General features: G+C 65.2%; 18 protein-coding genes. 5 read left to right on the top strand and 13 right to left on the bottom strand.

Translation table 11 applies throughout. The annotated features are described in order from the left end of the window. Window positions 1-69: 69 nt before the first annotated feature. Entirely contained in the window at window positions 70-471 is a 402-nt protein-coding gene (locus BLS74_RS03225) for a surface-adhesin E family protein (RefSeq protein ID WP_244503749.1), read from the bottom strand. A gap of 225 nt (window positions 472-696) precedes the next feature. Here BLS74_RS03225 and BLS74_RS03220 point away from each other — a divergent pair, with 225 nt between their 5' ends. After that, complete coding sequence (locus BLS74_RS03220) at window positions 697-1,173, top strand: DUF2147 domain-containing protein (RefSeq protein ID WP_093102914.1); 477 nt, start codon at window positions 697-699, stop codon at window positions 1,171-1,173. A 3-nt stretch (window positions 1,174-1,176) separates the two neighbouring features. On the opposite strand, the gene BLS74_RS03215 is transcribed toward BLS74_RS03220, so the two are convergent. Genes BLS74_RS03215 through BLS74_RS03205 form a run of 3 tightly spaced genes read right to left on the bottom strand, consistent with a single transcriptional unit; the run spans window position 1,177 to window position 2,672 of the window. Then, window positions 1,177-2,013 (bottom strand): class I SAM-dependent methyltransferase, encoded by an 837-nt coding sequence (locus tag BLS74_RS03215; protein WP_212733614.1) that lies wholly within the window; start codon window positions 2,011-2,013, stop codon window positions 1,177-1,179. A gap of 15 nt (window positions 2,014-2,028) precedes the next feature. After that, entirely contained in the window at window positions 2,029-2,256 is a 228-nt protein-coding gene (locus tag BLS74_RS34950; RefSeq protein WP_093102913.1) for a hypothetical protein, read from the bottom strand. Between the two features lie 29 nt (window positions 2,257-2,285). Then, entirely contained in the window at window positions 2,286-2,672 is a 387-nt protein-coding gene (locus BLS74_RS03205; RefSeq protein WP_093102911.1) for a RidA family protein, read from the bottom strand. Window positions 2,673-3,113: 441 nt separating this feature from the next. Between BLS74_RS03205 and BLS74_RS03200 the strand changes: the two genes are divergently transcribed. Next, window positions 3,114-3,437: a hypothetical protein gene (locus tag BLS74_RS03200; protein WP_093102910.1), complete on the top strand. Its 324-nt coding sequence runs from the start codon at window positions 3,114-3,116 to the stop codon at window positions 3,435-3,437. A 143-nt stretch (window positions 3,438-3,580) separates the two neighbouring features. Here BLS74_RS03200 and BLS74_RS03195 read toward each other — a convergent pair whose 3' ends face one another. The 5 genes from BLS74_RS03195 to BLS74_RS03180 form a co-directional block, all read right to left on the bottom strand. Beyond that, the gene (locus BLS74_RS03195) at window positions 3,581-3,988 is read right to left on the bottom strand and encodes a hypothetical protein (protein WP_093102908.1); all 408 of its coding nucleotides are present in this window, start codon (window positions 3,986-3,988) and stop codon (window positions 3,581-3,583) included. Between the two features lie 175 nt (window positions 3,989-4,163). Next, the gene (locus BLS74_RS35640) at window positions 4,164-4,298 is read right to left on the bottom strand and encodes a hypothetical protein (protein ID WP_348272413.1); all 135 of its coding nucleotides are present in this window, start codon (window positions 4,296-4,298) and stop codon (window positions 4,164-4,166) included. Window positions 4,299-4,379: 81 nt separating this feature from the next. Then, window positions 4,380-4,817: a GNAT family N-acetyltransferase gene (locus BLS74_RS03190; RefSeq protein WP_348272412.1), complete on the bottom strand. Its 438-nt coding sequence runs from the start codon at window positions 4,815-4,817 to the stop codon at window positions 4,380-4,382. 60 nt (window positions 4,818-4,877) lie between these two features. Further along, window positions 4,878-5,267 (bottom strand): GFA family protein, encoded by a 390-nt coding sequence (locus tag BLS74_RS03185; protein WP_093102907.1) that lies wholly within the window; start codon window positions 5,265-5,267, stop codon window positions 4,878-4,880. Between the two features lie 88 nt (window positions 5,268-5,355). Then, entirely contained in the window at window positions 5,356-5,739 is a 384-nt protein-coding gene (locus BLS74_RS03180; protein ID WP_093102905.1) for a VOC family protein, read from the bottom strand. A 525-nt stretch (window positions 5,740-6,264) separates the two neighbouring features. Here BLS74_RS03180 and BLS74_RS03175 point away from each other — a divergent pair. Together BLS74_RS03175 and BLS74_RS03170 are read left to right on the top strand one after the other, a co-directional pair. Beyond that, window positions 6,265-6,630 carry a bleomycin resistance protein gene (locus tag BLS74_RS03175; protein ID WP_093102904.1) on the top strand — a complete coding sequence of 122 codons (366 nt, stop codon included), beginning with the start codon at window positions 6,265-6,267 and terminating at the stop codon, window positions 6,628-6,630. 119 nt (window positions 6,631-6,749) lie between these two features. Beyond that, window positions 6,750-7,547 carry a DUF1266 domain-containing protein gene (locus BLS74_RS03170; RefSeq protein WP_093102902.1) on the top strand — a complete coding sequence of 266 codons (798 nt, stop codon included), beginning with the start codon at window positions 6,750-6,752 and terminating at the stop codon, window positions 7,545-7,547. Window positions 7,548-7,594: 47 nt separating this feature from the next. Here the strand turns inward: BLS74_RS03170 and BLS74_RS03165 are convergent, their stop codons facing one another. Genes BLS74_RS03165 through BLS74_RS03150 form a run of 4 tightly spaced genes read right to left on the bottom strand, consistent with a single transcriptional unit; the run spans window position 7,595 to window position 11,135 of the window. Further along, window positions 7,595-8,563: a Bug family tripartite tricarboxylate transporter substrate binding protein gene (locus BLS74_RS03165; protein ID WP_093102901.1), complete on the bottom strand. Its 969-nt coding sequence runs from the start codon at window positions 8,561-8,563 to the stop codon at window positions 7,595-7,597. Between the two features lie 44 nt (window positions 8,564-8,607). Beyond that, on the bottom strand, window positions 8,608-8,988 hold the full coding sequence (locus BLS74_RS03160) for a VOC family protein (RefSeq protein ID WP_093102899.1): 381 nt from the start codon (window positions 8,986-8,988) through the stop codon (window positions 8,608-8,610). Further along, the gene (locus BLS74_RS03155) at window positions 8,985-9,965 is read right to left on the bottom strand and encodes a hydroxymethylglutaryl-CoA lyase (protein ID WP_093102898.1); all 981 of its coding nucleotides are present in this window, start codon (window positions 9,963-9,965) and stop codon (window positions 8,985-8,987) included. Before BLS74_RS03155 ends, BLS74_RS03160 begins: the two co-directional genes overlap by 4 nt. Window positions 9,966-9,977: 12 nt before the next feature. After that, the gene (locus BLS74_RS03150; RefSeq protein ID WP_093102896.1) at window positions 9,978-11,135 is read right to left on the bottom strand and encodes a CaiB/BaiF CoA transferase family protein; all 1,158 of its coding nucleotides are present in this window, start codon (window positions 11,133-11,135) and stop codon (window positions 9,978-9,980) included. Between the two features lie 121 nt (window positions 11,136-11,256). On the opposite strand from BLS74_RS03150, the gene BLS74_RS03145 reads away from it, so the two are divergent. Continuing rightward, on the top strand, window positions 11,257-12,222 hold the full coding sequence (locus BLS74_RS03145; RefSeq protein WP_093102895.1) for a LysR family transcriptional regulator: 966 nt from the start codon (window positions 11,257-11,259) through the stop codon (window positions 12,220-12,222).

Here is a 12,222-nt window from a genome sequence, read left to right as displayed (position 1 = left end):
CTTTCGCTGTCCGGCTTGATCCCTCTTGCGCTGCGCTTGACGAATCTTGCGCAGTTCGGGGTGTGCTGCCTAGACGCTGGGGCGACAGGCCGCGCGGACGATGCGCTGGGTGGGATTCGGCTCGATGTTGCGAAACAGCATGGGACGCGGATTGCCCACATAGTCCACGGTCTTGTGCGACGCGCCCTGCCACAGCGGCTCCAGGTAGTAGCTCGCGTACAGGTAGCTGGCCTTGCCGGCCCGGCAATCGAAGACAACCCGCGACTCGTAGGAGCGGTAGGGAACGCCGTCCCAGTTGATCCGCGGCTCCGAGCGGCTCACGCGCACGTGCATGGTCTTGAAGTCACCCGCGGACTTGATCGCCACCGGGTCGACCTGGACCGTGTTGACGGAGGCATCGTCCGGATTGCCTGTCACAGTGAACCAAGCGGTCTGGGCCTGCGCGGCGGCAGGAGTCAGGGCGAGCAACACAAACCACCTTCTCACACCGAATCCTTTGCTGTCGATGACCGTAACGATTCTAGGGCCGCGTGGGCTTCGGCGCAGAACACGTAGCCCTCGCGATGCGCGTTTGTATCGCTCTTTGTCTGGGGGCCATCTGGACATGCAAGGTGACGAAACGCCTCGCGGGAGACACACGCGCGATACGACCGCACTCTCCAATAACCCTCGTCTTCCAACACTCCGGAGCCCGACATGACTCTCTTCTCCCGCCCTGCCTTTCTCGCACTGAGCCTGGCCTTGACCGTCATGCACGCAGCTGCGCAACCCGCCGCGGCTGCCGACCCGCGCGGCCGCTGGATCACCGCCAACGGCAACCTCGAAGTCGAGGTCGCGCCCTGCGGCGCCGCACTTTGCGGCACGGTCACCCAGGTGCTGGGCAACCGCTCCATGAGCCGCGAGGGCGCGGCCATGGAAGCCGCCGATGCACGCCCCGCGCTGGGCATGACGATCCTGCGCGATTTCGCGCCGGTCGACGGCGGCGATGCCGCCCGGCCGCCCACGGAATGGAGCGGCGAGATCCACAACCGCGAGAACGGCAAGACCTACCGCTGCCACATGACGGTCAGCACCGCCGAGCAGCCCGCGGGCGAACTGGTGCTGCACGCGTATGTCGGCATTCCGCTCTTCGGCAAGACGCAGCGCTGGTCGCGCGTGGTCGCCGCGCAATGACCCTCAGAAGCTGTAGCGCAGCAGCCGGCCGAGCCTGCCCAGGGGCGGGACCATGGCAAACACCCGCACCGCCATGCGCGCCGGCCACGACATCCTGGCGATCTGCTGCGGGTCATAGCCGCTCGGGCCATAGGCCGTCAGATCGGTCAGCAGTTTCATCTTGGGGATGCGGCGTTCGAGCTCGTGCGGATCGTCGATGCTCCAGCGCAGGGTGGCGCCGGTGGCTCGCACCGACCGGTGGTAGCGCACGAGTTGCAGGCCGAGCCGGCTGAAGCTGTCGAAGGCCACATGGCCGCCCGGAAAATGCCGCGTGAGCCGCGCGAGCAGTTGCGGCACCGCGTCTTCGGCGAGGTACATGAAAAGCCCTTCGGCGACGACCATGGCCGGACGGTACGAGGGCACCGAGGCCAGCCAGCCGGGCTCGGTGACCGACGCGCCGATCAGGGCGTAGTTCTCGCGCTCCGGATAGAGGCGCCGGCGCAGCGCGATGACCTCCGGATAGTCGACGTCGATCCATCGGATGGTGGGCGGCGGGTCGATCCGGAACACGCGGCTGTCCAGGCCGCAGCCCAGATGCAGCACCGTCGCTCTCGGATACTTCGCAATGAATTCGCGGGTCCAGCCATCGAGGATGTGGGCGCGCATCGCAAGCCCGATCATGTCGTCGCGACTGACCTGCAGTTTGGAGAAGTCGTAGTCGATGCGGCTCATCGCCTCGGCCGCGAAGTGGTCGTGCAGCAGCGAATCGGGCAGCCGACTCTCCTCGCCCTTGGCATAGAGCGTGATGAGGAGGGTTTCTTTCTCCCGGGTGAGAGTGACTTTCTCGGTGGTCACTGCCATCGCGCGAAGCCGGGTTCAGGCGGCCGCGGCCAGCGTCAGCAAGCTCGCGTAGCCGGGCTGCGTTTCCATTCGTGCGGTCACACCCCGGCGCTCGAGCAACCGGTGCGCCACCATCGCCGCACCGATCACCGCCCAGCAGTGCGCCACCACCCACAGCCCTCTCCACGACGAGCGCGCGGTCAGCGCCTGCCATTCCTCGGTGCTGAAGAAGTCTTCCGGCTGGGCGCGGGGAGCAACGGCCACGGGTGTCTCCTGAAAGAGCGCGATACCGGCTATTTTGCAGCCATTGCCTCGATCTCGAGCTTCCAGCGCGGATCGAGCAACTGCGAACAGACCACCGTCAGCGACACGCGATGGTCGCCCAGGTATTTGACGCGCAGGCGCACGTTCGCCTCGTCGAACTCGGGCGCGGCCAGGTAGGTGCGAACGGAGACCAGGTCCCGGTAGTCCATGCCGGCCGATCGCAGGATGGTCCCCATGTGGGTCCAGATCAGATCGCCCTGCTCCTCGAAGGACTCGGGCATGGTGATCCCGTCTGCGAGGTAGCCGTTGAGTCCGCTGATGACCAGAAGGCGCGAATCGCCCCTGATCTCCATGGCATGGCTGTAGCAGCGGTAGGGAGGAAACACGCCCTCCGGGTTGTGCTGGATCACCGTCATCAGGATTCGTCCTTTCCATTCACGCGGTGCTGTTTCTCGCCATGCGGCCGAGCTTAGCGCCGATAGCCATGGTTATTCAGAACTGAAGCGAAGGGCATCCGGCTCGGGGCCGCCCTGGGTGATCGTCCAGTATTTTTCAGGTCCGCGCTCCAACGCAAGCTCAAGATGGAGGATGTTAAGGCCGCCTTCGGGCAGGCAAACTGGCTCCGCACCCATGCGCGAGGAAGTCCATCATGAATGCCCATCGAACTCGAGCTTCTGCGGTCGCGGCAACGGCCTGCTCGCTTCAGTCCACTTCGTGTGCACGGGGCCGACTGTAGCCGCTCGAAGCTACGCATCGTCGCCCTCGACTACGGCTTTTGCATCGCTCGCGACTCATGACTAGACTGATCGTGTGCCCGTCGGGCCATGGCCGATCTACAAAGCGCTAAGGAGGCCTCAATGACCAACGTTCGGGTTTTGTTGACGGTCGCAGTGCTGGCATTCGGGGTGCCCACGGTGAGCGCCGAGAAGCTTGAAGTGAAATGTGAGTATTGGCACAAGCGCTTGGGTCAGCTTGACGACAAAACGAACCGCATTGACCTGGACGCACGAACTTGCAACGGGCAGCCATGCACGATCTCCGACACTGAGTTCAAGTGGCAAGAGGAAGCCGGTCGTGCCGATTTGAGAATTGATCGCGTCGCAGGCGAGGGTACGGTCAGCTACCTATCGGACATGATCGCTGATCAGAAGAACTGCAAGACCACCAAGACGGGGCCCTAGGGGGCGTTGTGCTTGCCCTGCCTGCGCGCACGGAAGCCGTCCGATCACTGGCTGCGTTCGCAGTCCGAGGAAGTCGCTCCCGATCCAGCACGCGACCCTGGTCGTCGAGCGCGAAGTTCAGCGCCTTCTTTGGACAGCTTCTTCTACGGGATAGCCTGCGAACGCGGGCTGTGAACGTCGGGCTCTCTGCGGCGGTGGTCGTACACGCGTTCGTTGTTATCTTCGTCGCCGTCAATATACGAGACAGTGATTCCGTCGAGGTCGGCAAGTGGCTGCAGGAAGTCGACAAACTGCGATGCCGTGATGCCTTCGGCCTTGATTACGTCCCAATGCTTGAACAGGATGGACCTCAGCGCCGCTTGCTGCGCTTCTGCATCGTTTGCGGGTGACCAAGGCTTGTCGATCATGGAAAGGGGGATGTCTGCGCTACCGTTTTGGCGAAGCAAGTTCGCCGCCGCGAGCGTCGTTCGATCCTTCGGGGCGCAAGATCCCGTAGGACAGGCATCCAGATTGCGAGGCACCATCTCGAGGCCCTCATCGCGATGATCCATGGCCGAACCTCCTGGGAGTTCTCACTAGACTCCGGGCGCTATCGTAGGGTCGGCAGCGCAGGCATGCCGGCAAATCGCGGTTCGGTCCTACGCTGAAAGAGTTCGTTTCTCGCGAATCTGGGCAGTGGGGGCTGATTCACGTTCCGGTGTGCTGCAGGGCCTGAAGTCTAAAGTTTCAGGGGAGCGAGGCCGACAGGCCGATGCTCAGGACCAGCAGCTCACGGACCTGTTCAAGCAGCGGTGCGCTCAAATTCTTCGGCGCGCCCGCGCGTCCGTAGCCATGCTTCTTTGGACAAGCGATATAGGACATGCCTTGTCAGCTGGTGACCGGCAGGGACAAGTGGATGCTCGAAGTCATCGGAGGCCGTTCGCGTCATCCCGAGCTTGGACATCACCGCACGAGAACGCGCGTTGCCGGCACGGTAAGCGCCACGATTTCCGATAGGCCAACGCTTTCGAAACCGAACTCCAGGGCTGCTCGAGCTGCCTCGGTGGCGAAGCCTTGCCCCCAGTACTGGCAACCCAAGCGCCAGCCCACTTCGACGCACGGTGCAAAAGGTGCCGTGTAGCTGGGGATCGCAATGCCGACCATTCCGATGAAGCTGGCGACGCCTGGCGCTTCGACCGCCCAGAAGCCAAAGCCTTCACGGAGGAAGTGCTCGGTGATGCGTCCGACGAGTGCTTCACTTTGCGTTCGCGTGAGCGGGCCGAGCAGGTACTGGTTCACCTGCTCGTCAGCGTTCAGTTCCGCGAAAAGAGGCAGGTCCTCGTCTCGCCACGCCCTAAGACGAAGCCGCGGTGTCTGCAGTTCTGGAATTTCACGGGTCATCTGGCACTGGGAGGAGCGAGGGAATGTCCGGTCTTGGCCCGCGAACGGTCGTCTTTGGCGCTATTTCGGTTTCGCATAAATGGCTTGCGCAGCCTCTTCCCAGTTCACGCCGTCGAATTTTCGAATCTCGAGCGACGAGAGATCCAGTGCATCGATGCACCGGAGGTTGACGGCCCATCGAGCCGGGTCCAGCCGCGGACGAGTGAACGGCGAAATGCCGCAATGCCTGCAGGAGTAGTGCTTGGCGGTCAACGTTCCGAACTGGTACAGGGTCAGATCCTGTTCACCTGAAACAATACGCAGAGTCTTGTCTGACGCGCCATGCCACAGCGCACCCTTGCGACGACAAAGGGAGCAATTGCATTCCATGGCGTATGCGACCGTGGCTTGCAGTTCGAACTTGACTCTTCCGCAGTGACAGCTGCCCAAGTAAGTCTGGTGATCAGTCATGGCTGTACCTCGCTTGTTTCGCCATCATGCCATCCAGCGGCCAGCGAAGTGGTGTTGCGCGGCGCTGCTATTGCGGCAGAGATCGGCCTCAGTCCGCCGGCAGCACTTGCCCGACCATAAGTCGATGTCCGTCAGGCGTAGTGACGGCGAACTCACGCATACCCCAGTCTCGGTCGATGGGTGGATGTATCACGATAGCCCCTCGACCGACCCACTCGTCGTGCATCGCCTGCGCATCGTCGACATGCAGGTAAGCAAAGTAGCTGTGGTCGCCTGTCGCCGAGGGCAGAAGCGCGTCTGGACAGTGACCGAGCATGACGCTGACACTTCCCCTGCAAACCAGTTGCCAGTCCGACCGGCCTCCCCACTGGACGCTGAAGCCGAGTGCATCACGGAAGTACGCCGTATTTCGCTCGAGGTCGGGCACCGCGAGCACGTACGCAAAGGGGCGCAGGTCACTGGGTACAGGCATCAGAACTCCCATGCTGAAAAATGAGCGCCTAAGACGTGTCCCGGCATCCACTTGCGACCGTCTGCTCCTGGCCGAGGGCCGTCCTACCGTGCGCCCGGCCAGAAAGGCCAGAAAGGCCAGAGGCTACCAAGGAACACGGGCGGTCGGCCGGACTCTGGCGATGTCCCGAAGGGCAGGTTGCCCTTGGCCATTCGTGCCGAGCCGGGCCGAGGGCGAAGCCGGGATTAGCAGTTGCCCTTTTTTGCCTGTCCTGGCGGGCATTGCTTCCCGTATCCGCCACCGGGATATCCTGGACCGTCGGGGTAGACAGCGCAGCCCCCGAGCATGGCTGTTGCGAGAAGTGCAGCGACTAGCTTCTTCATGGCGTGGTCCTTCTATCGTTGGCATTCGAGCATAGCTGCCGCGCTTCATGGTCGCGCTGTCGTCGATGGGATCTACGTGTAGGACTTGGCGACGCGCCCGGACTTCAGCAGACGCCAGACCAGCCATTGCACAATTGCTTCATCAAGGAAACTGGACCTCGCAATGAATCAAGCAAACTTCGGCAAGGCAATCCCAGTACTCGCCTCACTTGATCTGGCACGCACTTTGGATTTCTACAAGAACGTGCTCGGCTTCCAAACGCGGCACTTCGAGGACTTTTCCTATGGCATGGCAATGCGCGGCGAAACGGAGTTGCACTTCTGGGCCTGCGACGACAAGCACATCGCTGAGAACACCTCGTGCTACATCCGCGTCGCGGACATCGCCGCTGTGCACACGGAGCTCAGTGCCCAGTTGCCCTCGATCCAAGGCGTGGTCCGCACGGCTTGGGGCATGGACGAGCTTTATGTGATCGATCCGGACGGCAATCTCATCAAGTTCGGCCAAGAGTCTCCTGTCGCACCGTAACGCGCGCCGCGGAGCGCGTCGCCGCTTGGCCATGGACATGTGAACCTTTTTCGATCTGGCAAGAGGCCAGTCCTGCGCATAGACTCGCGGCCGATCACTTCTTCGCAACAGGAGTACCCATGGGTTTGATGGACCAGATCGGCCATGCGCTGATGGACAACGACGAACTGCACTTCGCCACCGAGAGCCGGTGCTCGCCCGAGGAGCGATGGCTGGTGGCGTTGAGCGCGCCGCTCTCCGCCTTCAACGGCAACTTCGTCAACGCGGTCGAGACCGGCCAGAGCCCGGAGGCGCTGCGCGAAGGTGTCGCCGGCATGTGGGGCGTCCAGGACCGCAAGAGCTTCGAGCAGACGGCCCGTTGGATCGTCGACGAGGGGCATCGCGAGAAATACCGGGGCGTGTGGCACGGCCTGGTCAAGCTCGACACCGCCCACCGGTCCGCCCCTCTGCTGCTGCGCTCCGTGGCCTCGCTGGTCTTCCCCGGCCTGTTCATGCTGAAACTGCGGGGCGAGCTGGACTACGAGGCCTTTGCCAGCCAGACCGGCAAGAGCGTCGCCGACATCGCCACCTTGATGGGTTCCTACAGTGACTGGATGGACGATCTGCGCAAGCCGCTGGGGGTACAGCCCGCGGAGATCACCGACCTGGTCGCATGGGACGCCGTGCGGCTGGCCAGCCTGTCGCGCTGGGCGGTGGACCTGGGCTACATCGACCGCGGCGAGTTCACGGGCTTTGCCTCCGGGCTGGCCGGGCCGGTGCGCGCCGCCTACGGCAACTGGGCCCAGGTCAGCGCTGCCTATGTGGCAGCCGGCCTGATCTGGAACTATTCGGAAGCACGGCAGGAAGCGCTGGTGCGCACGAATGCGATGCTGTTCAGCGACCCGCGCAGCCCGTACAAAGACCTGCCGCTCCACTGAGCGCTCCGGCCAAGGAGATGTCGCAAGCGAGCTTCTTCGCCTGCTGCTCAGTCCGCCTTGATGTCGGCCGCCTTGATCACGCGCGACCACAGAGCCAGTTCCTGGTCGACGAACTTGCCGAGCGCCGGCGGGTCCATGTAGACCGCGAAGGCGCCCTGGTCGTCGACCTTCTTGCGGAAGGCTTCGCTTTCGACGATCTTGCGAATCTCGGTGCTGAGCCTGGCGACGGTCTCGGGCGGCGTCTTGGCCGGCGCGAAGACGGCGAACCACGACTCGACCTCGTAGCCCGGGAAGCCCGCCTCGGCCGAGGTCGGCACATTGGGCATCGAGGGATGCCGCTTGCTGCCGGTGTAGGCCAGCGCCTTGAGCTTTCCGCTCGCGATGTGGCCGATGACCGAAGGCGGCGTGGTGATGAACATGTCGACGTTGCCCGCGATCAGGTCGTTGATCGCCGGACCCGAGCCCTTGTAGGGCACGTGGGTCATCGGCTGCTTGGCCTGGCGCGACAGCAGTTCGCCCGCGATGTGCTGGATCGAGCCGTTGCCCGAGGAGGCATAGAAAAGGCCGCCGCCGCCCTTCTTCTGGCCGTACTCGACGAGCTCCTTCATCGAGTTCACCGGCAGCTTGCCGCTGACGGCCACCACGTGCGGCGCGCGCATCACCAGCGCGACCGGAACGAAGTCCTTGGTCGGGCTCCACTTGATCTGCTGGAACAGCGAAGGGTTGCCGACGTGGTAGCCGGAGTACTGCATCAGGAGCGTGTAGCCGTCGGGCGCGGCGCGGGCCACGGCCTCGGCGCCGATGTTGCCGCTGGCGCCCGGCTTGTTGTCGACCACCACCGGCTGGCCCAGCGCGCGCTGCAGCGGATCGGCGACCATGCGCGCCATGATGTCGGTGGAGCCGGCGGGCGCGGTCGGCACGATCATGGTGATCGGCTTCGAGGGCCAGGTGTCGGCGTGCGATGCGGCGGCGGCCAAGGCAAGGCAGGCTGCGAGAAGGCAGCGAAGAGGTTTCATGTTTGTCTCCTGTAGTGTGTGAACGTGTCGCGGCGCTCGGCCCTTCAGGGCGCGAGCTCCGAGATCTCGATGAGATTCAGGTCGGGGTCGCGCAGGTAGACGGAGCGGATGCGCGAAGTGGCGCCGGTGCGCATCACCGGCCCTTCGAGGATCGGCACCTGCTTCTCGTTCAGGCGCGCGATGACTGCGTCGAGCGGCACCGCGGCGATGAAGCACAGGTCCAGCGCGCCCGGCATCGGCACCTCTGCCTTGGGCTCGAACTCGTGCCCCTTCAGATGCAGGTTGATCTTCTGGTTGCCGAAGCGAAAGGCCTTGCGGCCGCCGCCGAAGGTCTCGAGCGACATCCCCATCACCTCGACATAGAAGCGCACGCAGGCCTCCTCGTTGGCGGTGGTGAGCACCAGGTGGTCCAGATGGTCGATCATGCTTGCTCCTTTTCTTCGCGCGCCTTCGCGCGCGCAACGATGTCCTCGAAATCCGCCGGCGGTGCATGCCGCGTCAGGCGATGGCCGGCGCGCGACACCTGGCTCGACAGATCGTGCTGCACCAGGTCTTCGAGCTGCGCCGCGGCGCCGATCAGGCCGTCGAGGTCCATGCCGGTGTCGTAGCCCATGCACTGCAGCATGTGGACCACGTCCTCGGTCGCGACGTTGCCGGTCGCACCCGGCGCATAGGGGCAGCCGCCGATGCCGCCGAGCGACATGTCGAGGCGGCGGATGCCCGCCTCGACTGCCGCCACGGTGTTGACGAGCCCCATGCCGCGCGTGTTGTGGAAATGGGCGGTGAAGTCCAGCGCCGGGAAGCGCTCCGACGCGGCGGCGCAGACGGCCTGCACCTGGGTGGGATAAGCCATGCCGGTCGTGTCGCACAGGGTGATGCCGCGCACGTTCAGCGCGGCGAAGCGCCCGATCCAGCCCAGCACCGTGGAAAGCGCCACCTCGCCTTCCATAGGGCAGCCGAACACGCAGGACAGCGACACGTTGACCGGCACCGCGGCCTGCCGCGCCAGCGCGATCACCTCCGACAGCTGCGAGAAGGACTGCTCGCGCGTCATGCGCAGATTGCTGAGGTTGTGGCTTTCGCTCGCCGACATGACGATGTTGAACTCGTCGACGTGGCTGTCGAGCGCACGCTCGGCGCCGCGCAGGTTGGGCACCAGCGCGGTGTAGACCACGCCAGGTTGGCGCGCGATGCGCATCATCACCTCCTCGCCGTCGCGCAGGGCGGGAATGGCCTTGGGCGAAGTGAATGAAGTGACCTCGATCTTCGCGTAGCCGAGGCCGCTGAGCCGATCGACCAGCGCGATCTTGTCTTCCGTAGGAATAAAGCGGCTTTCCATCTGGAAGCCGTCGCGCGTGGCGACCTCGTTGACGAGGAGGCGCGTGCCGTTGCCGGTGTTCATGTTCTTGCTCCTTCAGCGTGAACGCGCGGGCCAGCCGCCCGAGCGCAGGTCGTCGTCGTGTTCACCGAGCCGCGGCGCGGGGTACGCGATGCGGCCCGGCGTCGCGCTGAGCTTGGGCACCACGCCCGGCACCTTGAGCGTGCGGCCGTCGGAGGTGGGGGCCTCGACGATCATTTCGCGCGCCAGGTACTGCGGGTCGGTCGCGATGTCGGCCACCGAGTAGATGCGACCGACCGGCACGCCGGCCGCATCGAGCGCCGCGAGCGCCTCGTCGCGGCTGCGCCGGCTGGTCCAGGCCTCGATGGCGGCATCGAGCGCCTCGGCCTGCTGTACGCGGCCGTCGTTGTGGCGCAGGGCCGGGTCTTCCTCGAGGTCCGGCCGGCCGATGGCACGCATCAGGCGGCGGAAGATGCTGTCGCCATTGCCGGCGACCAGCACGTAGTGGCCGTCGTTGCAGCGGTAGGCGTTGGTCGGCGCGATGCCGGGCAGCGCGCTGCCGGCGCGCTCGCGCACGGCGCCGAAGGCGTCGTACTCGGGCACCAGGCTTTCCATCACGTTGAAGACCGACTCGTAGAGCGCCACGTCGATGAACTGGCCCTCGCCGCCGTGGGCCGTGCGGTGGTGCAGCGCGGTCAGCACGCCGATCACGCCGTGCAGCGCCGCGAGCGTGTCGCCGAGCGAGATGCCCACCCGCACCGGCACGCGGCCCGGTTCGCCGCTCAGGTAGCGCAGCCCGCCCATCGATTCGCCGAGCACACCGAAGCCCGGCTTGTCGCGGTAGGGGCCGGTCTGGCCGTAGCCCGAGATGCGCAGCATGATGAGGCGTGGGTTGAGCGCATGCAGCTGCTCCCAGCCGAGGCCCCAGCCTTCCAGCGTGCCGGGCTTGAAGTTCTCGATCAGCACGTCGGCTTCGAGCGCCAGCGCGCGGGCCGCTTCCTGCCCCTCTTCGCTGCGCAGGTCCAGGCAGACAGAGCGCTTGTTGCGCGACTGCACCTCCCACCACACCGAGCTGCCGTCGCGCAGCATGCGCCACTTGCGCAGCGGATCGCCGACCTCGGCCGGTTCGACCTTGATCACGTCGGCGCCGAATTCGGCCAGCGTCTTGCCGGCGAAGGGGCCGGCAATGAGTTGGCCGAGCTCCAGGACCTTGAGGCCTTCGAGTGCATTCATGGCTTGCTTGTCTCTCTTTGCTGTTCGATGGCTGCACTGTAGAAAAACATCACGATTCGCGGAATTGCCATGACGGCAGCACCCCTTCGCGAAACGCGAAGCCCCGGCCTAGAATGGCCCGATGGCCAGCACCATCAATCCGGCCCGCGTCGACTTCGTCACGCTGCGCCTGTTCTGTGCGGTGGCCCAGTCCGGCAGCATCACCAAGGGCGCGGAGGCCTGCCACCTCGCCTTGTCGGCCGCGAGCCGACGCCTGTCGGATTTCGAGAATGCCACCGGCTCGAAGCTGCTCGACCGCAGCTCGCAGGGCATTGCGCTGACGCCGGCCGGCCACGTCGCGATGCAGCATGCGATGCGGCTGTTCCAGGGCTTCGAGCAGTTCAGCACCGAGCTCAAGGACTATTCGAGCGGCGTGCGCGGCCATGTGCGCCTGTGGGCCAACATGTCGGCGCTCACCGAGTTCCTGCCGGCGGCGCTGGCGACCTTCCTGGAGCGGCATCCCGACATCCGCGTCGAGGTCGAGGAACAGTTGAGCGGCGACATCGTCCGCGCGCTCGTCGATGGCCTCGCGGACGTCGGCGTGTTCGCCGAGAACACGCCCACCTACGGCCTGGACGTGGCGCCCTTCCAGACCGACGAGCTGGTCGTGCTGTGCGCCAAGCAGCATCCGCTGGCGCGCACGCGGCGCGCCGACTTCAAGACCTGTCTCGCGCACGAATTCGTCGGCCTGAACCGCAGCAGCTCATTGCTGGAGCTGACCTCGCGCGCCGCCGAGCAGGCCGGCATCCCGATGCGCCTGCGCGTGCAGGTGCGCAGCTTCGACGCCATGTGCCACATGATCGCGGCCAACCTCGGCATCGGCGTGGTGCCCTTCGCGGCTTGCAAGGCGCAGGTGAGCGCGCTCGATCTGCGGGTCGTGCGGCTCAAGGACGCGTGGGCGGTGCGGCGGCTGCTGATGGCGACCAAGACCGGCGAGCAGCTGTCGCCCGCAGCCGGCCTGCTGCTGCAGCATCTCGCGGCTTCGAGCCAGGCGCCGACGTCGGTTGCGGGCGCATCGTTGCCCGCGCCTCGAGACCGCCGGTCCTGA

Source organism: Variovorax sp. CF079, assembly GCF_900101545.1.
Taxonomy (GTDB): Bacteria; Pseudomonadota; Gammaproteobacteria; order Burkholderiales; family Burkholderiaceae_C; genus Variovorax.
Note: the sequence above shows the minus strand (reverse complement) of the source record. Positions and strands in the feature narration are given on the sequence as shown.